Genomic DNA, 22833 nt, shown 5'->3' on the forward strand with positions numbered 1-22833 from the left:
GGGCTCGTCGTCCAGCGGAGAAGTGCCGCCCAGTGTAGAGCGTTACGCGGCCATCGTCCGATGGACAGCGGCTCGCCCGAGGATCGCCGTGGTGCAGGGCATCACGGCCATCACCCGCTCACCCCTCGGCCGGCACGCCCATCTCCTGCAGCAGCGCAGGTGCCGGGTAGACCTTGGCCAACAGCCAGCGCAGGTAACGCATGTCTACGTGCACGGCGCGCTTGTAGCGCGGATCGAACCACCAGCTGGCGCTGACCGACTCCCAGTTGCTGTCGAAGTTGAGCCCGATCAGCTCGCCCTTGGCATTGAGCACCGGTGAGCCGGAATTGCCGCCGGTGGTATCCAGGTTGGTCAGGAAGTTGACCGTCTGCGTGCCCAGCGCCGGATCGGCAGTGCCAGCGAAATCTCCCTTGGCAATGGCGGCCAGCAGTGGCTTGGGTGCATCGAACGGATACGCATTGGTGTTCTTTTCCACGATCCCGGCCACGGTGGTCACCGGATCGAAATGCACACCGTCGCGGGGGCTCAGCGATTCCACCTTGCCATAGCTGATGCGCAGTGTACGGTTGGCATCGGGATACACCGCCCTGCCCTGTTTCGCCCGCCATGCGAACAAGGCCTGCATGTAGGCCGGGCGCAGGCGCAACTGCTCACCTTCGCGCGCCTTGGTCTGGTCTTCCAGGCGCAGCTGCGCGGTCACCAGGGGTACGGCCAGCGCGAGCATCGGGTCGGCCGCCAGTGGCTTGCCCTCGCGCGCGGCGGCAAAGCGCGACAGGCGCTCGCCCTCCTCACCCAGTGCCGTGCGCGCGTATACCGCTTCAAGCGCCTTGGCCAATGCCTCCGGCGTGCGCCCGAAGGCAGCGTCGAATTCCGGTACGCGCTGTGCATCGGGCAACTGCTGGTAGCGGCCCAGCAGATGCGCCAGCAGCGCCTTTTCCACGCCCGGCACGTAGCGACGCTGGACCTGCTTGAGCACCCCTTCGATCAGCGCCTGATCGCGCTGCTGGTAGCCGGTCTCGCGCAGTGCGTCGGGCTTGGCCGATTCGATCCGCAGGCGTTCCAGCAGCAGCGCCGAGCGCAACAGTTGACTCTGCGCGGTCAGTTGATCGAGCAGCAGGTTGCGCTCACCGACCGCCGCGCCCTGCGACAGCGTGGTCAGCAGGGTGCGGATGTCGGTGTTGTACTTCGTATCGGTATTGGCCAGCATCGCCTGCTCATCGGCAGCACGCTGCGCCTTGGCATCGCTGCGCAGCAGGCCTTCCAGCTCACCCGCTGCCCGCTTGCGGTTGTTCTTCAGCGACTGCAACTGCGCCGCATAGCGCGTACGCGCCTGAGCATCGTCCGCGGTGGCTGCCTCGATGGTGTCGATCATCTGCTGGAACAGCGCGACGCGGCGCGGCAGCACGCTGTCGATCTGGCTGGCGAACTCCGCTGCCGTGCGGTGCCGGTAGGTGATGCCCGGATAGCCGGCCAGCATGGCGAAATCGCCGGCCTTGGGGCCATCGACCGACATCGTCAGATGAGCCGGGGGCTGATAGGGCACGTTGTCGGGGCTGTAAGGCGCCGGCTTGCCGTCCTTGCCGACATAGGCACGCAGCAGCGTGAAATCACCCGTGTGCCGCGGCCACATGAAGTTGTCGATTTCATCGCCATAGTTGCCGATGGCGCGCGGCGGCGCGTAGACCAGGCGCACGTCGCTGAGTTCCAGCTGAGAGATCCGGTAGAAATCCGTGCCGTAGTACATGTCCGCTACCGAGCAGCGCACGCTGCCCGCGCGCTCGCAGTCGGCCACGATCTGCTTGCTCGCTGCATCCACCGCATCGAAGTAGGCACGGCCGGTCTTGCCCTTCGCCTGGGCCAGCACCTGGTCGGTGACCTTGTCGAAGCCCACGGTGACCAGCACCCGGAAATCCGGGTTCGACGGCCGTTCGTCCGTTCGTCCCTTGGCAATGAACCCTTCGCCGATCAGGTCGTGGTCCGGTGTGGTGTTGTACTGGATCACGCCCATCGCCACGTGGTGGTTGGTCAGCAGCAGGCCATCGGGTGATACGAAGGAACCGGTGCCGCCACCTGCACGCACTACCGCGCTGAGCGGTGGTGCGGTGACGTTGGCCAGATCCTGCGGGTCACCCTTGAACCCGGCCGCTTTCAGTGGCTTGGCCAGCGTCGGCAACTGCGTCGGCATCCACATTCCTTCGTCGGCGTGGGCTGCCGCGGCCAGGCTCAGGCCAAGCGCCAAGGAGGCGGGGAGGGATTTCCGAATGGGCATGGCAACGTCCGGTGATGCGGGTCAGCGCACGACCTTAGCGTGCGCGGCTTACCCGGGCAACGTCTCACCGGTCATGTGGATGAGTCCCCGCTCTGCACACGACTGATTATCACGGTACGTGTCTGCTCTATCTCTTCCACCCGGATGCAGAAGTACTGGCCGTGCCAGTGCACCACGCTCGCCAGGTCGTAGTCGAGGGTGGCATCCTGATACTCACGCAGGCGGACAACCTGCACTGCCGGTGCAAGCGCCCAGCGACTTCCCCCCTGCTCGACCAGCAGCGACGACCCATCGGTGGCGCCTGGTAGCTGCTCAATGCCGTCCGGCCGCAACTCGATCACATCGAACATCGCTTTGGTAAGCCTGCCGCGGTTGTCCTCCCACACCAATGCGGCATCCGCATCGAGGTCGGCTGGCACGTCGATCTCATGAAGGGAATGTGGCGTCACGGCAACGGTCTGATCAGAAGAGCCACGCGGTCGCGTGGTATTCACGATTGGTTCTATTTTCATGGAAGGTCCTTTGATTGGAGAGGGTCATGCTGCGTGGAACCAGGACGGCGGGTATTTGTGTTCAGGTATTTCGCCGTTATTGGTGCGATCACCTGAAGCGACTTTGATATCGACGTTGGGACGCATGCGCGCGGCCTCGCGCAGCAGCCGCTGGCAGTTGCGGTCACACGGCGGCATGTCGCTGAAGGCACGATGCTGCCGCGCACGGTGGTATCAAGTGCGCCGTTGCTCACGGCGTTGATCAGCTGCGCCACGCAGCGCGCAGGCGCTCGCGCAGGGCAGCGCGGCATCGGCAGCAGACCTCTGAAAGGGACGCGCAGGAACCGCTGCGCCTGCAGGCGACACGCGTGCAGGCAAGGAACAATCAAGGGACATCGGGTGGACCAGGGGAGGTAAAGGGGCGGATAGTCCGCGCCGCCGATCTTCACCCGGACCGTTGCTCTGGCTGTTTCACGAATGATGCATTTCCGACTCGCATACGGCCGCCGGAAAGCTGCAGTTCACACTGTTCCGCCAGCCCACACGGGGTGCGCTGGCGGGTTCGGTGACGCCCGTGATGTCAGGGCGTCACTTTTCCTTGCGCCAGTTCAGCGACCCGCGGTTCTCCACCGTGCTCGACTCGACTTCCACATCGAAACCGCGGCTGAGCAGGTATTTCAGCGTCAGTACCGAACCGCTGCCAACCAGCGACACGCCGTAGCCGACATACAGTTTGGGCGAGATGAACTTGCCCACGCCAATCACCGATCCGCCCAGTGCACGCGACTGGCTGACACCGGCGTCGTCCAGTCCCAACTTGGCACCCAGCTGCGACGCCAGCAGGCCACTGCCGGCCGACAGCGCAGCCGAGGCCGCGTTGACCTGCTGGGTCTGGTCACTGGTCGCACCGGTCAGGCTGCGGCCCAGCACCAGGTAACCCAGCGCTTCGGACTGCGACATGGCCGGGCTGGACCACACGTCGGCGCGCGGCTGCATCGCCCGTCCGGTGACATCGATACCGGCCGTGACGTCACCGATCCGGCGTTCGGCCCGCAGGTTGATGCGCGGGTCCGAAACCGGGTTGTAGTTCCAGGCCAACTGACCGCGGGTGATGGTCAGGTCCTGCCCGTAGGCCTTGTAACGCCCACTCACTTCAAGGCCGCCATTGGCGGTCATTTCACGACCCGGCTTGGCCCATACCTGCATCTTGCCGGCCAGCGCGCCCTTCAGGCCGAAGCCCGCCATCTTGACGTTGTCGCCAAGGCTCACGGTGAGGTCCATGTCCAGCGGCGAGGTCGCCGTTTCTTCCGGATCCACCGGGTCCAGCACCACCACGTCACTGGATACCGACGTGCCGCGATCAAGGCGCTCCAGGTCGATGTCCGCTTCCGGCACCAGCACTTCACCCTTGAGCTGCATCGTCGTGCCGGCCAAGGTGAAATCAAGGTTCGGGTTGGCCACCACGCGCAGTTCGCTGGTGTTGGACAGCAACACGTTCTCACCGTGGATATGCAACTGCAGCGGCTGCGCGTCGCCGAACCACGACAGACCGCCGTCGACATACAGCGTGCCCTTCCCTGAGTTCGCCTGCGCGGTGATCTTCGCCGAGCCATCCGGCTGTGCGCTGAAGCTGCCCTTGCCCTGCTCGAACGTCAGGCCCAGTGCCGGGAACTCGCCCTTGAAATCGCTGAGCGTGGCTTCGCCACCAAGTGCGGGCTGGCTGCGCGTGCCGCGCAGGCTGACGTGGCCTTCGATCAGACCGGTCGGCCGAACGATGTCCGGCGAGAACAGCTCCAACCAGTACAACCGTGCCATGTTGAGGTACAGCTCGCCATTCAAGGGTGCGGCCGCATCCCAGCCGGTCTGCACTTTGGCGTTGACGAAGCCGTTGCCCTGGAAGCCCATGCCCAGGAAACCGTCGATGCCGGCCGGGGTCATGTCCAGCCTCACCGAAAACTGGTCGTACTTCACCAGCTCGCCGCGCGCGTTGTCGCCCAAGCGCACGCCACCTTCGGGCGAGCGCACGTCTACCTTGCCTTCCCACGCGTTGCCACGCGGGCGGATCTGCGCATCCATCGTCACTTCGCCACGCAGATAGATGCGGCGGCCCGACGTCGGCGGCAACCATGGTTGCACCAGCGTCAGCGGCAATGCGTCGCCGCGCAGCACCAGCCCTTCGCGGGGCCAGTTGGCGCGGGCGCACAGGCCACCGCCTGCAGCGGCGCTCAGGCAGGCCTCGCTCAGGGTGAAATCCGCCCCCTTCACGCTGAAGTCCGCCGGACCCCGCAGCGCCCACGGGTCGCCCTTGACCGGCGCAATGCGCAGGGTGGCCAGCTGGCCACGCCATTGCTCACCCTGCTGGCGCACGCTGCCCTGCAGGTCCATCGCGCCCATGTCGTTGCGCGCCTGGGCCGCCAAGCGCAGGTTGCTGACGCTGCCCTGCGCATCCACGTTCAGGCTGTCCAGCAGCATCCCGACGTTGACGTTGCGGCCTTGCAACGCAAGTGTTCCGTTATCGCCACTCCACGGCAGGCGGCCCTTCAGGCTGATCGATTCGGCGGCGTAGCCGTCCCAGTGCAGGTTGCTTCCCACCAGATCGGCCGTGATATCCGGCGCATCGCGGCGCCCGCTCACCTGCACCTGTCCGCGCAGGCCCCCATCGGCGCCCGGCAGCAGGTCGCTCAACTGCAATGGTTCGAAGCGCGCGTCGATGTCCAGTCGGTCGCCGACCTTCCCCGACGCGGTGACCCGGCTTGCCCCGAGCGCCAGTTTCAGCTGGCCCTCGCCCTGTGCGCCCTGCATGGCGAACTTGCCTTGGGCATCCAGCGCGCGTTTGCGCAGCGTGCCCTTCAACGACGGCAGGTCCACCGTCGCCTCTATCACCCCGGCCGTGTCCGGCGGCGCATTGGCCGGCACTGCCTGCTGGCGGCCGGTGCTGGCCAGGTTGCCTGACAGGCGGCCATCCCAGCCCGGTGCGAAGTAGCCCGGATCGAAGTCCTTCAGTGTTGCCTTGGCATCCCATTGCAACTGCGGTGCCCAGGCGACGTTGCCTCCTACGTCCAGCGTGCCGCCCGGCGTGCGCGCCTGCAGCTGCTCGATGCGCGCCGCATCTTCATTGCCTCGTACATCGAACTGCAGCGCGGCCTTCTGACCGTCACGCTCGACATCGGCACGACCGATCGCCGCCCACGCCTGCAACGTGCCGGCCAGACCCAGCCGCGCTTCTTTCAGGGTCACCGGCACCGCAGGGCTGTCGGCCGTGTTGGGATCTGCCGTGGGCGTATAGGTGAGGTCCTGCGCCACCACGGAGAAGTTGATTTTCTCGTTGCCCTGCTCGCGGAAGTCTGCGCTGCCAGTCAGGCGCGCTTCGCCACCGAACGCCTTCACCACCAACGGGGCGACGTTCAATACCTGGTCTTCCAGCTGCACCTTCGACGGCGCCAGCTCGACCACCTGATCCCCCATCCGCGCCGTACCCTGCAGGTCGGCGTTGCCGCCCTTGCCCGTGGCTTTCACGTCCAGGGTCAGCGGTTCAACGGTAGAAGCCGCTAATGCCGGACCCAGCAGACGCAGGTCCAGTTCGTCGGTGCGGGCCGTGGCGCTCCACGTGGGGTCGGTGCGACCGTCGAAGACCAGCATCGCCCGCAAGGGCTTGGGAGCGCGTCCTGCGATGGCGACTTCCATGTGCCCCAGATCGCCGCGCGCCACCAGCCCGAGGCTGGCCGGCGTGCGACCGCGTGGGGCGGGCAGGATCGCCGTGGCACTCAGATCAGTGTCGTAGTCCTTGGCTGGATGGTAGTAACCGTTGATGCGGAAATTGCCCATGTCGCTGTCGACCAGCAACTGGTTTGCCTTGAACTCGCCATTGGCGATCTCGATGCCGCCACCGATGCGGCTGATGTCGATGGTCGGCTCACCGCCGGTCGTGACGCGCAGTCCGTTCACCTGGATGACATCGGCCTGGATGGCCAGTGGCATCTCGATCTGCGGCAGCGACCCCGGCCAGGACGGCAGCTCGAACGGTTCGTCGCTCTTGGCCAGATTCAACGTCGCGTTGTCCAGCTCCAACCGGTCCAGCAGCAGCTTGCGTCCCAGCAGCGGACGCAGGTCCGGCTCCAGGCGCGCGCGATCGGCATGGAAGTGGATATCGTTGTAGCGAAAATCAACGTTGTGCAGGGTCAGCGGCCCGGCCAGCGGGCCCTCGGCCTTGTCCCAGGTGAAACTGGACCCGGCAGGCAGACGCGCGATCACCTGCGCCAGCAACACATCGCGACCGGCCACGGTCTGCAGCAGCCAATACACGGCCAGCAGGGCGACCAGCACCAGTCCCAGCACGCCCACGCCGGACCATGCCCAGAAGCGGCGGCGGCGATAGAAACGCCGATGTACGGGGCGCCCTGGGCTGGCAGGACTTGGGTTTGGCGTGCTCACAGATCCGCTCCGATGTTCAGGTAGATCTGGAAGTTCGAATCCGGATCATTCAGGCCATGGGCGATGTCCACCCGTACCGGTCCGACCGGCGACTTCCAGCGCACGCCGAAGCCCACGCCGGTATGCAGATCGATGGTGTTGTCGAACGCGCTGCCGGTGTCGACGAACACCGCGCCGCCCCACGGGCCATCGTTGAAATAATGCTCGTACTCGGCCGAACCGACCACCAGGTTCTTCGCACCCAGCGCGAAGCGGTCCGGGCGCGGTGTGCGCGGACCGACTTCCCGGTAGGCATAACCGCGGATGCTGCGGTCGCCACCGGCGAAATAGCGCAGGCTGGGCGGCATCGCGACCAGATCGCTGGTCCACGTCGTGCCGCCTTCGCCGCGCAGGATCAGCCGGTTGGTCTCACCCAACGGCACGTACCAGCGCAGCACCATGTTCGCCTGCACGAAGCTGGTATCCGATCCGGCACCTTCCACGCCGCCACGCACAGTGGCACTGCCGCTGATGCCGCTGCGCGGGAACAGGCGGTCATCGACGTTCACATAGTCGGCGGCGATCTGCGGATACACCAGCGTCGAATACTGGTACACCGCATTGGTGAACTCGGTGCCCGAGGCATAGCCCCAGCGTTCTCGCAGTGCATTGATCGACGCGGTCGCCGTCCAGAACTCGTTGATCTGGCCACTGCGGCTGGCGATCAGCTTGAGGTTGCGCAGGTCGATGTAATCGGTCTGCTCGTCATACGCGCTGGCGGCGAAGGTATACCAGCCATCCAGCCAGCGGAACGCAGGGATGCGGTAGCTGGTGGTCAGGCTCTTGCGCTTCTGGGCATAGTCGAGCTGAGTGTTCATCTTGTGCCCGCGGCTGTTGAGCCACCGACGCTCCAGACCGCCGCGCACACCGGCGCCGCTCTCGCTGCCATAGCTCAGACCGGTGGTGTAGATGCTGCGCTTGGCCCGGGTCAGGTTGACGTCCACCGGCACATTGCCGTTCTCGTCGGCCTCTTCCGGCTTGGGCTGGATATCGATGGTGCTGAAATAATCCAGCTTGGTCAGCGACTCGCGCAGCCGGTCCAGCTTGCCTTCGTGGAAATAGCTGCCTTCTTCCCAGTACACCAGCGGATCGAACAGTTTGTCGACGAAGTAGTTCTGGTTGAAGGTGATCGGCCCCATGTTGTAGCGGCGCCCACTGTCCCAGGCCAGATCAATGTCGGCCGCATCTTCGGCACGCGTCACCTGCACCTGATGCTGGGTGTAGTCGGCGTCGAAGTAACCGCGCTCGGCCAGTCGACGGGTCACCTTGATCTTGCTCGCTTCGTACAGCGTGTGTTCGAACGCGTCACCCTTCCGCGGCTTGAATGCGTCAAGGTCGTCCTGCAGGTAACGGTCATACATCGCCGGACCGGTGATCTCGATGTGCTCTTTGCGCACCCGCACCGGCTCCCCCTTGGTCACGTTGATCACCACGCGCAGGGTTTCGCCCTCACGTGGTGCTTCCACCGTGATCGTCGGGTTGTAGAACCCGAACGGCTCGAGGGCTTCGCGGGTCTGCCGTTCCGCCTGGGACAGCAGGTACTCCAGGCGTGACTCGCCCTGGACTTTGCCGATCGTGTCGTAAAGCGACAGCGAGACCTGGATGTTCTCGATGATCTCGGCGTCGTCACCCTTGTCCAGGCCGCGGATGTCTACCTTTTCGATGGTGCCCCGCGCATGCGCCAACGGGCTGGCCAACATGGCGAGGCAGAACAGAGGAAGGGCGATTTTCGATGGCTGCATCGCCACAGCATAGCGGGGGTCGATGACATCGGGAATGAAGGCTGCGCGATGCCCGCCGCGCCGGTGTCGCCGTGAGGGCGGTCAGATATCGATGCTGAGCGGTGGGATACCGGTTTCCTCCTCGTCGCCATACATCATCGTTTCGACGAACATCCGCCTGGCCCAGGCGCGCACCAGCTCCGGCATGGGGTCTGCTATGGGCTCGGGCAGTGGAATGAGGGCGTCCTCTGCGGCCGTATCCAGCTCCGGTTCGGATGTCGCGGGGGTCCGCGCCTCTGTCTGGAGTCGTAGGCGTTCGGACAAGGACATCGGGATGTCCAATTCATCCTGCCGTGGCGATGCGGCGGCCAGGTCGGTGCGGATGGGGTTCATTGCGTCTCCTTGATGCGGGCCAGGCCCTGTGTCTGTGCGGCGATGTCCAGCGTGTCCAGCAGGCGGGCGCTGTAGTGGGCCGCCGACGCGTTCAGCCGGTCCTGCACGCCGGGCAGGGCACGGCTGAGCGCAAGCTCGACGTCCTCCAGCAGGCTGCCCTGCAGGTCCAGTTCCCATGCCAGCGCGCCCAGTTCCAGCAGGGGCAATTGGCGATCTGCCGGGCGGATATCGAGCGCGTGCAGCCGCGGGTCTGCACGCAGCGCCGCCATCAGGGCATCGTGGTGCTGCGGAACATGCAGCACCGGTCGCAGGCCGGCGCCCACTTGGGTCATCCGGTGCAGGAAGGCGCTGCATATCGGCTCCATCACCGCATCCGGCGCCGCATTCATGGCCTGCAGACTGGTGTGGACATGGTCACGGACGGCGTTCGCCAGCGTAACGTGGGCCAGTTGCATGCCCTCGATCACACCCTGCACCGCGCCCAGCGCATGCAGCACACCGTCGCGGTAGCCTTCAAAGGCCGCCGCCGCACGCAGTTCGGCCACCTCCAGCCGTGCCTGTTCGCGCTCACGGGTGATCTGCCTGCGCGCGAAGGCCTGCACCCGGGCAAGTTCGCTCGCCTGCTGCAGGCTGGAGGCCTGGATGACGCCGTCCACGGCGCGGTCCAGCAAGGTTTCAGGATAGGTCGGCAGCATGGGTCCAGGCACTCAGGAAGCAGGTCATGTCGAAGGGAGCGGGGTGCGCGGTGACCGCCGCCGGAAGCGCCGGCAGCCCGGCGAACCACAACGCCATCCGCGCGTGCAGCCACGCGGGCAGCGGATCGTGCAGTCCCTCCTGCAGCTGTCTGCCGCCCCAGGCGAGCAACTGCTCTGGTGTCGGCGGCTGCGGCCAAGGCGTGGCGGCGTCGGCGAATCCGAGGCGCAGAAACGCATGCAGCGGCGGTGGCTGGCTGGGCAGCCAACGCGCTCCCAGCACGTGCCGGCGATGCCGGGCACAGGCCAGCAGCCACGCCGTCGCGGGCAGCCGTTGCCAGCCCCGGATCAACCGCGACGCCAGGGCTGACGTCGCGTCCGCATCCGGCGGTGCGCCGGGCAATTGCCGGGTCTGGCAGATCCACGCGTTCGCTGCGCTGCGTTGCACCGGGTTCAACGTGCCCTGTCGCGTGACCCAGGGTCGGAAGTAGGACACTGGATCGTGCAGGATCTGCAACCGCTCAGGCAGGGTCTGCATTGACCTGCGCCCCCCGTCGGCGGCGGAGGTGGTCGCGCATGCGGGTGGCACGCGGATCGCCCCGCCTCAGCAGCCACCAACCTCCACCTGCCAGCACCGCAAGCAAGGCCAACGGCACCAGCAGCAGCGTCCAGACCGACGTGGATTCATCCGCCGGCGTCACCGCCAGGCTGCGTGGCTCGGCGGCTGGCGTCAGCACCACCGATACGTTGTCGTACGCCACATCGACGAAGGCATTGCGCAGAAATCGTTTGGCGGTGGCCAGCAGGACCTGCTGATCCATGTCGCGCGAGTGCGCCAGCACCGCCGCCACATGCATGGCCGGCGGGCGGCGCTGCTGCAGGCTGCCCTCGGTCGGCCCGGCGTCATAGCTCACATGCACGCGCGCACTTTTCACCCCAAGCAGAGTGGTCAGTGATTCCTCCAGCCGCTGCTCGATGGCCGACAACAGCCGCGCCCGCTCGGCCAGCGGCGTGCTGACCATCGCATCGGCAGGAAACAGCGAAGCGATCTGCATGCGCGGTGCAGAAGGCAGGCCTTTCAGCTGCACCAGATCGATGGCTTCGGCAAGGTCCGCCGCCCCTACCCGCACGGTGAAGCCGGCCTTGCCCTGCAGGCGTTTCTCCGCCGGGATGTTGTGGTGAAGCAGTGCGGCCACCACCTCGTTGGCCTGACGTTCGTCCAGGGCCTGCAGCAGTTCGGAACGTGCGCAGCCAGCAAGCAGCAGGCATAGCAGCACGATCACTAGCCTGCGCGTCGGGAAACGGGTCATGAATCAGCTCTTCACCAACGTTTCGATGCCCTTGGTCGCATGGCTCACAAGCGCCGAGCTGAGCGCCAGCTGCTTGGTGTAAGCCTCTTGGCGCACCTGATGTGCATAGAGTAGAGCCGGGTCACTTGCCACTGCCGGGTTATTGGCTGCAGCAAGAAGGGCGTCGCGTTCCTGGCCGGCCCACACATAAGCCTGACTGAAGCGACTGGAAAGCGGAACGGCCGAGCCGTCCACTGCAGCGCCCCCGGACACAGCGGCGGATAGGGGGGAAATGTTGAACATGGTGGATTCCTTGTGAGAGAGAACGGCCCGCGCCACGCGCGGGCCATGACACTCAGGCCAGGTTGCGGATGACCGATTTGCTCTGGTCACTCAGGCTCTTGGTCGAATTCGACTGCAGCATCCGGTACATGTTGTATTCCGACAGCGCAGCCTGGTAACTGGCCAGCATTGCCGGGTTGCTGGCATTGCCCTCCTTCCCCAAGTCTTCCAATATTTTTGACATCTTGGCTTTCAGATCTTTCACGCCGTCGTCGTACATCGCGGAATGATTCGACATCCAGCCTTTCCAGTCTGCTGCGTTGCCGCCATCGCCAGGGTCTTCCCAACCGGAGCTCGGTCTGATGGGCGTAAGGGTGGCATCGGTCATGGTGTTCTCCAATCTGGGTGTGGGGCAGTCAAGGTGCAGCCTGCGATCCGGCGGCACGGCTGTAATCCCAGCGACCGCTGCCAACGGACAACAGCTGATCCCGGGAATAACGGTAGGAACGCCCCTGAAGCAGGTCGTCCCATAATCTGGGTGACAGGCTGATGCGACGCTTGCCCCAGCGCTGGTGAAATCTCCGCGCCGCGCCGCCCATCGCGTTCAGGCCGGCGTCGTCGAGAAACACGTCATTGACGATGCTGACGCGCTGCCCGCGCGGTTCGGCGCGGCTACTGATCCCCAGCACCCGCAGTTGCTGTTGCGCCAACGCGACCAGTTGCTGGTCACTGATTGCAGATACCCGTGCCAGTTTGACGTAGGGCGCCTGCGCTGCCAGCAACGAATTGACCTGCGCGGTACGCGCAGCGGTCAATGGCCCGCTCAGTACAACCTCCGGCCGGACCGGATCGTCCAGGCGGACCACCACCAGATCCATGCCAGCGCTGATCAGCGCATCCTCCAGGCGTATTGCCTCTACGCGTCGCAGCAGGTGTACATCGTTGCGTCGCTGCGCCCGGCGGCTCGCACGTTCACCCCAGGTACGTGCCGAGGCAGTTTCGCTGAAGGCGTAAAGGTGACCGTCATTTCCGGCCGCGACCACATAATCAGCCGGCGCGTTGGACAGAACACTGGCCAGCCCACGCACACGTATCTCAGGCTGGTGCAGCCAATGGAACCATGCCGCCAACATGCCGGCGACCAGCAGAACGCCGATACCGAACAGGACGACAGGCCCGAGCCGCCGCCTGGCTGACGACGCAGGCGGCATCGCAGCAGCCGCGCACTCAATCAGAAATGCCGGAGGCACGAAGGCGAGCACCGCTTCGGACCAAGCGGCATGCTGCGCGCGTACGGCGAAATGGATGCCAGCCGCCTGCAGCGGTTGCTGCAGCGGCAACGTGCGCCATGTCCATGCAGCCGACGCATCAACCCGCTCGCCCAGCTGCAACGCCTCTTCGGTGGATGGCGCCATTACTACGAACGCGGCCGTCGGCAGGTCGGCGGGAATGAAATAGGCCCTTTCGTCCGCCCCCAGCAACTGTGCGGCTCGACCGTTGGCGAGGTCCTCCTGGCGCCCTACGTGGAACAGGGTTTCGCCGTCGGACACATTATATTCGACGCCGCTCAATGCGCCCGCAAGAATTCTCAGAACATACGACATGGGATATACAACAGACCAATGATGTGCCGTGGTTGGCGCGGATCATTCTGTAGGCCAGTGTGCGGTCTCGATATCAGCAGAGTTGTAAAGCATTGATCCTCGGCGCATCGATTCAGTAAGCGTAACGCTGTCGGACAGCGTGTACGTAAGCCCGTGTCTCGGCAAACGGCGGGACCCTGTTTCCATGGCGGCGCACGCTGCCTTCGCCCGCATTGTAGCCAGCCAATGCCAAGTCGATATCCTGGTTGAAATGATCCAGAAGCCAGACAAGATAACGCGCACCACCGCGCAGATTCTGTGCCGGATCAAACCGGTCACGCACGCCAAATCGACGGGCCGTACCGGGCATGAGCTGCATCAACCCGACCGCGCCTGCACGCGAGACCGCCCTGGGATTGAAAGCCGATTCCTGGCTGACCACCGCCTGCAACAGCGCGACCTCGATACCCACCTCTTCCGCGACCTGCTGCATCAGCGGACGCCAGCGTGCGGCGGCTGACGCCGGTACGTGAGGCAGGTCCGCTGCGCCGCCGCGCAGGGCGGAGGGATCGAAGAAGCGCAGACCCCGTGCGGGCTGCTCGGCCACCACCAGCCGACCGTCGGCCGATAGGCCTGCGTAGATGGACGCGGCCTGCACTGATGAAGCACTGGCACCGAGCACAATGCTTGATGCCAGTGCTGCTTGGATCACACTGCAGTGCATTGCAACCGGCCCACGGCGGACTCCAGTTCGGCTACCGTGCGTGCCCCCGCCAATGCCTCGCCGGTGATGACCATACCGGTGCGCTCTTCGATCGCTACAAGAAGATCCGCGATTTCCAGCGAATCCAGGCCAAGGTCTTCGACCAGCCGGTCGCCGGGACGGATGTCCGCCGCGGCGACTGACCCGGTGACTACGGCGATCAACGGCCGCAGTCCCGTGAACGCTACGTCAGGCTCTTGCATTTTCTCTATTGCCACGCACATCGGAGGCATGCAGGCCGAGCGGGATCGGCGAATCCAGCAGCTTCAGCTCTGACGTGCGGTCACGCTGGCGGGTGCTGCCGACGAGTTTGGTGCTTCTATTTTCCTCCTCATCGGTTGCGTTCTGAACTTCCGAGATCACTTGCGGTGACGGCGACTGGACAGTGAGCAACTGCTTCGCAGCCAAAAACAGTGGATGCTTATTCAGGCCTGCCATCAAGTTGGCGTGCAGGGCATGAACAGGAGCGTTATGCAGCCCGGAACCACTCCGCGGCGGTGGCGTTGGCCGGTTGTCATCGTGGACCTCAACCTCATCCTCGATCTCCGCCGCCTCAGCCGGGGCATGGCTGCTGGCGACGCTGTCTTCGGCCACCTGGACGGTCTGTTCCTGCAGTTGCGGCTCCAGCGCACGAATCTCCGGCAACGTCGGGGTTGGCGGAGACTCCGGCTTTAATGCCTTTTCAGGTCGCGGGTCTTTGTTTCCCTGGAAATTCCAGCCATCCTGATTGATGATATTTCTCTGGCTGCTGTCGATGTAAATGTCAGGCACCCTCGTTGCACTCAGTACATCCACCAGCTGCTTGACAAAGTCTTTGACCGGCTCGGCTGGCTTGTCTGCCGGCGGCCGCTTGTGGTTGTCAGCGGCCTGCGCCAGCTGCGGCAGCAGCGCGGTGTCCTGCAACAGTCCGCTTGCATCCGCGCCTTGAAGCCGGTTGGTCAATGCCGAGAATCCCTGAGCATTGATCAAATCCGCCAGGTTTGTGCGCAGCGCATCTGGGGACATCCCGGGATTCTTCTTAACCAGCGCCGCCTCCAGCGCGGGAGTCTCATCAGCCAGCAGGCGAGACTGGAGGGTCGCATGCCCTATCATATCGACGGTCTTCTGAATGCTGGACTGCAGCTTCCTGAGCGCGCTGCAGGCATCACGGGCGAACGATCGACTGACACCGGAGTAATCACCTTTGGCGTCGGCCAGGTAGCCGTCCAGCTTCTTTTCCAGAGTTTTGCGGGCCAATCGATCGGCCTTCAATTCCGGCGTAGAGAGCAGACGACAGGCATCGATGACAGCGGTGCCGCCCAGGCTGGACGCCTGCCGATGCAGCAGATCGTTGATGCGTGTAGGTGGCACACCCAGATCTCCGAGGATTTCCCGCGCACACTGCTCGCGCGTCAGCAGCGAGGGTGCCGTCTGCGCCTGGCCGGGCAGCGTAACGGGCGTCAGCGCGGCCGTCTTATCCAACGGCTCATTCATTGCGGGCTGTTCGGTGTCCCAGCGCTGCAGCACCGGAGCGAGTACTTTCTCGATGTCCTCCCCGTGCTGCAGCTGGTACAGGCCTGACTGCGCCCCTCGATCAAGCGGATGCGCGCGCTTCAGCTGTTCCAGATAATCGGCGCGACCCACGCCACTGTTGTCTGTGCCCGGGTGCTTACCCATGCCATGGCTGAAACCATCAGGCGCGTTCACATCAAGATCAAACCCGCTGTCCACGCTCTCGGTCGACCCGCCACCCTGGAAGGTGCCAGACATGTTTCCCTGGGGCGACCTCGGCACGCTTTTATCAGGGGCACGCAGATCGCTCATGGACGCACTGCGTTGCAAAGGCGACGCGTTCCCCACAGTGACCTTGCGGAAACTGCCCTTGCCCTGCTGCTCCGGCCAAGCCTGGTGAAATTTCGCATTGAACGCAAGTTGATTTGCTGTAGTAACAGTCATTTCTATTCTCCTGTCAGCCGGCCATTGCCCGAATGAACGCTTGATCCGCATCGGTGACCGCAGTAATGGTGCTGCTGAGGATCTTCACCAACGAATCCCACATCTGCAGCTGCCGCTGGTACTTTTCCGGAAGCGCGCGGTTGATGAAATTGAAACGTTCCATCATCACTTCTTTCTGCGCCATCATTTCATTCAGCGCACTCGCGCTGATGGGGCCCACATCCGAGGGAAACACATGTGTGAGTGAATCGATAAGCCCCGTATCGATACTGATCTGCCAGCCACCGCCAGGCTTTACCTCAACGACGGTCAGGCCGTCGATACCCAGCTCAGCGAGGAACTGCTTCGCTGCCGCCTCCGTGCCGAATACTTCGCCGAACCCCTTGTTCGCCCATGCGGCCTTCAGATTGGTCAACTTCAGGCGCAAAGCGGTGAAGTTGACGTTGACGTTACCGTCCTTGTCCGGTGTCCCAAGATTGGCCTTGAGATCGGCCAGGATATCGGTCAGCTCTTTGTAGAACCCGACGTATCCTGCAAGTAGACTGCTGTATTTACTGATCCACTCACTATCAAGCCGGCCTATCAGGTCAGCGATTTCCTTGAAGAAATCACTGTGTGAGCCCCCTGCTCGCTGCTCGGCACTTTCGATTTCATCGACCGACAGCAGCCCGGCCAGGATTTCCCGAGCCTGCTGCATGACGTTCTGCGCCTGCGCATCGCCGGAATCTGCGTCAGCTATTGAGAGCCACGGCGAATGGCGCAGGGCGTCGAAGGTCGCTTCGCGTTCCTTGTCCAAGGACAGTACTGCCTGATGGATCGACAGCTGAAGCATCGACGCCACGTCGTCAGAAAGCAGGCTGCTGTGGGTGAGCGTACCGAAATAGGTCTGCAGGGGGCACGGGCGAATCTGCTTGGAAGAGGGAATGCACGTGCTGGTAGCGTCCATGGACGCGTCGCGTCCTTGGCGGAACGTAATCGGCATCGCAACAGCGGCACGGGGAGGACTTGATTCGATTTTCATGGGAAGCTCAATAAGGTGAAAGGTGTAGCGCGGCAGCGCGGCTTGGCCCGGATGAAGACACGCGTGATCATCGACCCATGTTGCTGATGACGTGCTTCACTCCGTCTTGGTTTTCCTGCTCCAGGTTGACCAAGGTGTTGAACATCGCCTGCTGGCTTTCACTGCTCTTGTTGGCGTCCTGGTTGATCTTGCTGCCGAGCTCGACCTCAATGTCCTTGTTGATGCGGTCACGTTCGGAATCCACCGTATGTGCGGTGGCCTGCAGATCAAACGGCGATCCGGCGACGGCGCCCACGCTCATGCTGGTCTGGGTGACCGCCTGGCCGGCGTTGGCCACCACGCCGATCTGGGTGTTGTTGACGGCAAATTCGGTCTCGTGCACTGCGGCGGTTTCCTGCAAAGTCTGCGGACGCTGCCGCAACGCCTCCACGTGGGGCGGGCGCGCGCTGGGACCGGCCGGTGCGTTGTTCATGCCCACAGCCGTCTGGCTGTTGGCGCGGTTGGCGCTGGCCGTGGCAGCATCAGCCGTCGCCTTGTTGGTGCGCAGGTTCTGCACGCCCTTGTAGGCGGCAGCCCCACCCAGGGCGACGCCGCCGCTGGCCATCAACCCGCCAACCACAGCGGCAACTATCTTGGTGGACTGCGTTGCTTTCGCCGATGCCACCATGCTGCCGGTCATCGCGCTCACCGACTGCTCGGCCAACTTCACCATGGCCACCGCCTGCTCGCGCTGACTGGCCCCCATCTGCATCAACAACGCCACCAGCAGCAGGATGTAATCGGTGCGGGTGCTGCTGCCCAGACCCGACGTCAGCTTCTCATCCGGCAGTTGACCCAGTTCGTCCAGCAGCGCACTTGCCTCCGGCAAATCGCGGCGCAGCACAGTCAGGTCCTCACGGGTAGGCAGAGCAAGCTGGCCATCGGATGTCGCCAATCCGATCAACCGCCGGGACTGATCGACCACCTGCACGGGGTGCATACCATCTGCGGCAGTGTCGGCCGCCGAGACTGCCGCAGTCCGGTGCAGCACGGCAAACGCCTCGGCGGTCGCACCCGGCACCATCGCCGGATGCTGGCCGGCGATCAGCGGCAGCAACGCGCCCAGCCCAGCGAAACCGGCCACGGACGCGATCGGCTCGGCAAGCTCCGGCGCGGAACGGCGCGGAGGATCCTGCCGCGGCCCTTCGATCTGCCGGGTCGCCATATCGGCGGCACGTTCGGCCTGCGCCTCGTCCTGCGCTGACGGTTTCGTAGCGGTATTCGGTGCGAGGGCGAAGCGCTGCAGCGCGGGCTGCAGGATGGAAGTTATCTGTGCCATTGAAAGTGTTCCTTGGGGAATTGAATGAAGTGACCGCGCTCAGGCGCGGTGGCGCACATGGCCGATGACGTGGGCTGCTGTCTCTGCGCGGTCCTTCTGGACCTCGCTCATCTGCGCCACCAGTTCAAACGCCAGACGATGCGTACGGCTGCCTGCTTCCGCAATCATCCGCATCATGTCCTGCAGCACCTGATCGCCGAACAGGCTTTCCTGGATCAACTTCAACAGCTTCTTGACCTCGATCATGATGCCGGCCACGACCACCTGGCCGACGCTGTGCACGGTCTGGCCGACAGCACCCGCCAGCTGGGCCAGAAACTGCATGACTTTGGTCGCCTGTTCGATCATCCGAGCCGTTGACGCCACTGTGCTGGCGGCCGTCCTGCCTGCGGCCGCCACATTGCCGGTAACCACCATCGCTGCAATGATCGCCACCATGACCACTACCGTGGCGGCGATGGATCCGATCTGCTTGGCCAGTGCCTCAGGAACGCCGAATGCGACCAGCGCTGCAGAGATGCCCTTGCTCACCTGCTCGACTGCCATGCCGACAGCGCTCACACCCGTGGTCATGCCGACAATGCTGTCAATGGTGAGCATCATGCCCATCACCCCGCCGGCGATCAGTGCGATATTGCCGTGCAACGCGCCCACGACGATGGCCCCGATGCTCGCGATGGCGCCGACCGCCGCGCCAATCCAACCGAATATCTTGCCGGCACACCCGGTTTTCTTCTCTGCATCGCGCGCGCGCTGCAGCTCTTCTTCGTGCTGGCGAATGCGTTCCTGTTCTTTCGCCTGCCGCGCCTTGATGGTCTGGATCGTGAACTCGCTCATGCTTTTCAGGGTGCTGTCGGCGTGCTTGCCCATCAGCTGACTGATGACTGCCATCAGCATCGTGAGCGTATCGCTGGAGTTCAGTTTCCGCTCTGCATCACCCGTAACCGTTGGCTGGCCCTTATTGAAGCCGCGCAGCCTTTCTTCCTGCGCATCAAGGTACCCAAGTCGGACATCGAGCAACGCGACCGCTTCGTCCAGTGCGCTCGACGCGGCGTCGAAGCGACCCTGCGCCTCTTGCAGTACCTGGCGCGCTGAAGCGAGCTCGGCCTGCTTCTCTGCATGTGCCGGATCGGCAGGGTCCAGTGCATCCAGCTCGCCCTGCAACCGCTGGACGTGTTCACGCGCCGCTTCCAGGGCGCCTTCCTGGGCGCCTGCTTCGGTTGCCGCCGCGCCCGCTGCCTCCTGCGCCGCCGTGGCAGCATCCAGGGCAGCCTGCATCGCCGCTGACAGGTCGCCAGCGTGCTGTGCACGCGCCTGCAGCTGAGCGCGATACGCCTGCAGCCTCTGCTCCATCCGGCTGGATCGCTGGTCGGAGAGAAGTTCCTGCAGATTGCCCAGCAACAGAGTGAGCAGGCTCTCAGGAGACATACGCCTGCCCTCGTCTCCCGCCGCACGGTATAGTCGGGCGAGGTCTGGCGCGCGCAGGGTAGCGGCGTCCTTTTGCGCCTGGGTCGCACCTTCGGCACGGGGCGCACTGGCTGCGAAGGTAGCGAACAGTTCGGCACTCACCCGATCAACCTGCGCGGGGGAAACTCCGGCGCCAAAGCCCTTCGCTGCCTGGATGGCGGACTCGTGGCCGCTACGGCGGAACACCAGGGGGAGTGGCGCTGGCGCGGGTGAAAGGGGCATGCTCATGGGAAATCCTCTTGCTGTGGCGCTCGGCTGGCGCAGGACCGGCAAGCCGGCCCGCTGCATCGCGGGGCTGTCAGGGCGACGGTTGGTTCAGATGGCCCAGTATCCCGATGGCAGACCGACACGGCTTTCAGTTTCCATCCTTGAATGCCGGCTCTTCAGGCGGTGGCGTACGGATGACATGGCGTGGAGTTCACCCCTCGCCACTGGAGCCGGTGGAATCTTCTGAACCAGGTGTACGGTCGCCCTTGACCGCCTGCAGATAGGCCTCGGCGCGGGTGCCCAACTCGCTCCCCGCCGCCCGTCCGGCGACGGCCTCGAAGCACTCGCGGGCCTTGCGCAGCCGACCGAGCGCCAAGTGGCACTGGCCCACATGGAACATCGGGCGATCGTCGGTCAGATCCAGGGCCTGCGCGACCGCGTACATGCCGATGGCTTTCTCGTATTCGCGCTTGAGATGCAACACGGCACCCATGCCCAGCGCGTAGTCGGCGTTGTAGAAGTCATACAGGCACAGGAACCGGAAGAACGCTTCCGCCTCGTCCAGCTGTCCGTTCTGGTAGAAGCGGTGGGCAATGGCATACACGCCTTCGAGGGTGTCACGGGTTACTCCTTTGAGGTCTGCCACGGTTGCTCCCTCGCGCAGGCCCTCCATGATCATCCGGGTCATCTCGCTTTCGTCGGCAGCCGCTGTCGGGGCGCGGGTGGGATCGTGGTCAATGGTCATGTAGTGCTCCAGTTGGTGGGCGGTGGATACTCAGTGGGACAGAGGCGGCGGCGGCGGGTCGTCGTCCGCGTCGGGTTGCCCGGCACGCTCCACGTCGCGCAGCCAGCGCACGATCTGCATCACCGGCTCGATGCTGCGGTCATGCACGAAGCGGTAGCGTCGCGTGCTGAAGTAGATGGCGCGCGCCAGCCTCACATCACGCACGACCGGTACACCGTTGGCTTCGGCCAGCGCGATCACCTTGCGCGCGCGGGCGCCTCGCTCGCGCACGGCCACAAAGGGCATCGGCATGTCGTCATCCATCAGGAAGATGCCGATGGCGATGTGGGTCGGGTTGGCCAGCACGACCGTGGAGCCGCGGGTATCGGCCTGCACCTGTGCGGACAGTTCGTCGTTGACTTCCTGCCGCCGCTGTTTGAGCTCGGGTTTGATGTCGTTTTCCTTGTTCTCCCGCTTGACCTCGTGCTTCTCCATCTTCATTTCCCGGATGAACAGGAAATGGTCCAGCCAGCCGGCAAGCAGATACACGGGGGCCAGGGCGAGCAGCAGGCCCAGCCCGAACATCATCGCGACATGTCGCCACAGCGCGGACAGCTGGGTGTCGCTGGCATGGATCTGGCTGAGGACATCGGGACCCCACAGCGCCAAGGCCAGCCAGGCGAACAACCCGCAGCACACCAGGTAGAGGACGCTGCGCAGCAGATCCTTCAGTACGCGGAAGGAAAACAGATTTTTGAAGCCGTTGACCGGATTGAGCTTGTTGAGGTCGAAACGAATGGCCTCGGAGGCGATCCTCCCCTTGCTCATCCACAGCGAGCACAGCACCACCGCCACCGCGGCGGCCAGCAGCGTGGGCGCCAGCGCCAACAGGAATGCCCGCAATGCCGCCAGGACCGCAGACGTCGGTGTGATCGCGAAACCACCGCGCACGATGTCCACGTACAGCGTGGCCAATGGCAGCAACGAGCTCAGCAGTCCGATCGCCGGCAGCCCTGCCCACAACACACTGGCGGCCACCAGGTCACGGCTGTTGAAGGACTTTCCCTTCTTCGATTCCTTCTTGAGTCGCTGAAGCGTCGGCTTCTCGGTTTTCTCGCTGGCACCGGAGCTCACGGCACATCGCCCGGAGCGAGAGCACGCAGTACCGGATACTGCCGCCACAGGGCCGGCACCTGCTCGGTCATCGTCAGCATCAGGTACAACAGCATCGCGGCGAACGCGATGACCGACTTCACTGTCAGCGAGACCGAGAACGCGTTGAGCTGCTGTGCGAAACGCGAGATGACGCCCAGCAGTATCTCCACCAGCAACAACAGCAGCAGCACCGGGGCCGCCATGCGGATCGCTGCGGACAGCACGATATCCATGAAGCCATGGATGCTCGGCAGGTCCGGCAGGAAGCCGCCGCCCATGGGCACCAGTACATAGCTGCCTTGGACCGCTTCAAGCAGGGGCACCAGCCCACCGGCCACCAGGAAAACGACCGCACTCATCATCTGCAGCAGGTTCGCCATCTCCGTCGCTTCCACGCCGGTAAGCGGGTCGAGCATCGCGCCGACGCCGGCACCGCGCTGGGTGTCGATCACCGAGCCGATGGCATGGAAGACGTGATACGGCAGCGCCAGCATCACCCCCAGCACCGTGCCGATCAGGGCTTCGCGCATCGCCGCCAGTCCAAGGGAGGGCATGTCCAGCGGCCGCTGTACGGTCTCTGTCACCGGCCACAGGCCGATCAGTACCGCCAGTGCCAGGACGACACGCAGCATGCGCGAGGGCATGGCCCCGCTGGATAGATAGGGCAGCCAGGCGAAGCAGGCCAACAGCCGTGCCAGACCGAGCGTGGCTGGCACGGCGTGGTCGCCGATCGCCTGCATGAACGCAGTGTCCAGCGGGGTCAGGCCCATCAGTGCTACACCCCCAGCGCGCGGCCGAACACCAGGCTGCCGAAATCGATCAGCGTGCGCGACATCCAGCCCATCAATACCAGCACGGTCAGCACCACCGCCAGCATCTTCGCGCCGAATGGCAGCGTCTGCTCCTGCAACTGGGTGACCGTCTGGAACAAGCCGATGAGCAGGCCCACCAGCGTTGCCACGATGACCGGGCCGGCTGACAGCAACAGCACCAGCATCAGCGTTCTGTTACCGATGTTGATCAGCTCGTTCATCGCAGCGCTCCGTTGCTGCG

The 22833-nt window shown here is 64.4% G+C and carries 20 protein-coding genes and 1 pseudogene; all 21 read right to left on the reverse strand.

Translation table 11 applies throughout. The annotated features are described in order from the left end of the window. Positions 1-118: 118 nt before the first annotated feature. Positions 119-2269 carry a S46 family peptidase gene (locus ABRP17_RS07935; protein WP_349985362.1) on the reverse strand — a complete coding sequence of 717 codons (2151 nt, stop codon included), beginning with the start codon at positions 2267-2269 and terminating at the stop codon, positions 119-121. A 71-nt stretch (positions 2270-2340) separates the two neighbouring features. Beyond that, entirely contained in the window at positions 2341-2763 is a 423-nt protein-coding gene (locus ABRP17_RS07940; protein ID WP_349985363.1) for a hypothetical protein, read from the reverse strand. 585 nt (positions 2764-3348) lie between these two features. Next, a complete protein-coding gene (locus tag ABRP17_RS07945; protein WP_349985364.1) occupies positions 3349-7191 on the reverse strand; it encodes a translocation/assembly module TamB domain-containing protein in 3843 nt (1280 codons plus the stop codon). Next, entirely contained in the window at positions 7188-8972 is a 1785-nt protein-coding gene (locus ABRP17_RS07950) for an autotransporter assembly complex family protein (RefSeq protein ID WP_188325466.1), read from the reverse strand. Before ABRP17_RS07950 ends, ABRP17_RS07945 begins: the two co-directional genes overlap by 4 nt. Positions 8973-9053: 81 nt before the next feature. Next, complete coding sequence (locus tag ABRP17_RS07955; RefSeq protein ID WP_349985365.1) at positions 9054-9344, reverse strand: hypothetical protein; 291 nt, start codon at positions 9342-9344, stop codon at positions 9054-9056. Continuing rightward, positions 9341-10039 (reverse strand): hypothetical protein, encoded by a 699-nt coding sequence (locus ABRP17_RS07960; protein WP_188325468.1) that lies wholly within the window; start codon positions 10037-10039, stop codon positions 9341-9343. The genes ABRP17_RS07955 and ABRP17_RS07960 overlap by 4 nt, the downstream gene beginning before the upstream one ends. Further along, the gene (locus ABRP17_RS07965; RefSeq protein ID WP_349985366.1) at positions 10020-10574 is read right to left on the reverse strand and encodes a hypothetical protein; all 555 of its coding nucleotides are present in this window, start codon (positions 10572-10574) and stop codon (positions 10020-10022) included. The genes ABRP17_RS07960 and ABRP17_RS07965 overlap by 20 nt, the downstream gene beginning before the upstream one ends. Next, complete coding sequence (gene sctJ, locus ABRP17_RS07970; protein ID WP_188325470.1) at positions 10558-11346, reverse strand: type III secretion system inner membrane ring lipoprotein SctJ; 789 nt, start codon at positions 11344-11346, stop codon at positions 10558-10560. Before sctJ ends, ABRP17_RS07965 begins: the two co-directional genes overlap by 17 nt. A 3-nt stretch (positions 11347-11349) precedes the next feature. Further along, positions 11350-11628 carry a type III secretion system protein PrgJ gene (locus ABRP17_RS07975; RefSeq protein WP_188325471.1) on the reverse strand — a complete coding sequence of 93 codons (279 nt, stop codon included), beginning with the start codon at positions 11626-11628 and terminating at the stop codon, positions 11350-11352. Between the two features lie 52 nt (positions 11629-11680). After that, entirely contained in the window at positions 11681-11995 is a 315-nt protein-coding gene (locus ABRP17_RS07980) for an EscF/YscF/HrpA family type III secretion system needle major subunit (RefSeq protein ID WP_349985367.1), read from the reverse strand. A gap of 28 nt (positions 11996-12023) precedes the next feature. Next, positions 12024-13211 carry a PrgH/EprH family type III secretion apparatus protein gene (locus ABRP17_RS07985; RefSeq protein WP_349985368.1) on the reverse strand — a complete coding sequence of 396 codons (1188 nt, stop codon included), beginning with the start codon at positions 13209-13211 and terminating at the stop codon, positions 12024-12026. Between the two features lie 112 nt (positions 13212-13323). Continuing rightward, positions 13324-13671: pseudogene (locus ABRP17_RS07990) on the reverse strand (lytic transglycosylase domain-containing protein); the annotation flags it as partial. A 227-nt stretch (positions 13672-13898) separates the two neighbouring features. Continuing rightward, positions 13899-14156: an acyl carrier protein gene (locus tag ABRP17_RS07995; RefSeq protein WP_349985369.1), complete on the reverse strand. Its 258-nt coding sequence runs from the start codon at positions 14154-14156 to the stop codon at positions 13899-13901. Further along, positions 14143-15888: a hypothetical protein gene (locus tag ABRP17_RS08000; protein WP_349985370.1), complete on the reverse strand. Its 1746-nt coding sequence runs from the start codon at positions 15886-15888 to the stop codon at positions 14143-14145. Before ABRP17_RS08000 ends, ABRP17_RS07995 begins: the two co-directional genes overlap by 14 nt. A gap of 13 nt (positions 15889-15901) precedes the next feature. Beyond that, a complete protein-coding gene (locus tag ABRP17_RS08005) occupies positions 15902-16909 on the reverse strand; it encodes an IpaD/SipD/SspD family type III secretion system needle tip protein (RefSeq protein WP_349985371.1) in 1008 nt (335 codons plus the stop codon). A 67-nt stretch (positions 16910-16976) separates the two neighbouring features. After that, complete coding sequence (locus ABRP17_RS08010) at positions 16977-18227, reverse strand: hypothetical protein (protein WP_349985372.1); 1251 nt, start codon at positions 18225-18227, stop codon at positions 16977-16979. A gap of 39 nt (positions 18228-18266) precedes the next feature. After that, positions 18267-19922 (reverse strand): type III secretion system translocon subunit SctE, encoded by a 1656-nt coding sequence (gene sctE / locus ABRP17_RS08015; RefSeq protein WP_349985373.1) that lies wholly within the window; start codon positions 19920-19922, stop codon positions 18267-18269. 190 nt (positions 19923-20112) lie between these two features. Continuing rightward, on the reverse strand, positions 20113-20646 hold the full coding sequence (locus tag ABRP17_RS08020; RefSeq protein ID WP_249405713.1) for a SycD/LcrH family type III secretion system chaperone: 534 nt from the start codon (positions 20644-20646) through the stop codon (positions 20113-20115). 30 nt (positions 20647-20676) lie between these two features. Next, positions 20677-21759, reverse strand: coding sequence for an EscU/YscU/HrcU family type III secretion system export apparatus switch protein (locus tag ABRP17_RS08025; protein WP_349985374.1), 1083 nt, complete (start codon positions 21757-21759; stop codon positions 20677-20679). Continuing rightward, positions 21756-22550 carry a type III secretion system export apparatus subunit SctT gene (sctT, locus tag ABRP17_RS08030; RefSeq protein ID WP_349985375.1) on the reverse strand — a complete coding sequence of 265 codons (795 nt, stop codon included), beginning with the start codon at positions 22548-22550 and terminating at the stop codon, positions 21756-21758. The genes ABRP17_RS08025 and sctT overlap by 4 nt, the downstream gene beginning before the upstream one ends. A gap of 5 nt (positions 22551-22555) precedes the next feature. Next, positions 22556-22813, reverse strand: a complete 258-nt coding sequence (gene sctS / locus ABRP17_RS08035) for a type III secretion system export apparatus subunit SctS (RefSeq protein WP_349985376.1) — start codon at positions 22811-22813, stop codon at positions 22556-22558. Between the last annotated feature and the right edge of the window lie 20 nt (positions 22814-22833).

It is taken from the genome of Stenotrophomonas sp. WHRI 8082, assembly GCF_040223995.2.
Taxonomy (GTDB): domain Bacteria; phylum Pseudomonadota; class Gammaproteobacteria; order Xanthomonadales; family Xanthomonadaceae; genus Stenotrophomonas.

Coding starts and splice junctions, on each gene's coding strand:
- sctJ (WP_188325470.1), bottom strand. CDS start 11,346: ATGACCCGTTTCCCGACGCGCAGGCTAGTGATCGTGCTGCTATGCCTG.
- ABRP17_RS07980 (WP_349985367.1), bottom strand. CDS start 11,995: ATGACCGATGCCACCCTTACGCCCATCAGACCGAGCTCCGGTTGGGAA.
- ABRP17_RS08010 (WP_349985372.1), bottom strand. CDS start 18,227: ATGGCACAGATAACTTCCATCCTGCAGCCCGCGCTGCAGCGCTTCGCC.
- sctS (WP_349985376.1), bottom strand. CDS start 22,813: ATGAACGAGCTGATCAACATCGGTAACAGAACGCTGATGCTGGTGCTG.
- ABRP17_RS08020 (WP_249405713.1), bottom strand. CDS start 20,646: ATGACCATTGACCACGATCCCACCCGCGCCCCGACAGCGGCTGCCGAC.
- ABRP17_RS08000 (WP_349985370.1), bottom strand. CDS start 15,888: ATGACTGTTACTACAGCAAATCAACTTGCGTTCAATGCGAAATTTCAC.
- ABRP17_RS07995 (WP_349985369.1), bottom strand. CDS start 14,156: ATGCAAGAGCCTGACGTAGCGTTCACGGGACTGCGGCCGTTGATCGCC.
- ABRP17_RS07935 (WP_349985362.1), bottom strand. CDS start 2,269: ATGCCCATTCGGAAATCCCTCCCCGCCTCCTTGGCGCTTGGCCTGAGC.
- ABRP17_RS07965 (WP_349985366.1), bottom strand. CDS start 10,574: ATGCAGACCCTGCCTGAGCGGTTGCAGATCCTGCACGATCCAGTGTCC.
- ABRP17_RS07950 (WP_188325466.1), bottom strand. CDS start 8,972: ATGCAGCCATCGAAAATCGCCCTTCCTCTGTTCTGCCTCGCCATGTTG.
- sctE (WP_349985373.1), bottom strand. CDS start 19,922: ATGAGCATGCCCCTTTCACCCGCGCCAGCGCCACTCCCCCTGGTGTTC.
- ABRP17_RS07985 (WP_349985368.1), bottom strand. CDS start 13,211: ATGTCGTATGTTCTGAGAATTCTTGCGGGCGCATTGAGCGGCGTCGAA.
- ABRP17_RS07960 (WP_188325468.1), bottom strand. CDS start 10,039: ATGCTGCCGACCTATCCTGAAACCTTGCTGGACCGCGCCGTGGACGGC.
- ABRP17_RS08005 (WP_349985371.1), bottom strand. CDS start 16,909: ATGAAAATCGAATCAAGTCCTCCCCGTGCCGCTGTTGCGATGCCGATT.
- ABRP17_RS07955 (WP_349985365.1), bottom strand. CDS start 9,344: ATGAACCCCATCCGCACCGACCTGGCCGCCGCATCGCCACGGCAGGAT.
- sctT (WP_349985375.1), bottom strand. CDS start 22,550: ATGGGCCTGACCCCGCTGGACACTGCGTTCATGCAGGCGATCGGCGAC.
- ABRP17_RS07975 (WP_188325471.1), bottom strand. CDS start 11,628: ATGTTCAACATTTCCCCCCTATCCGCCGCTGTGTCCGGGGGCGCTGCA.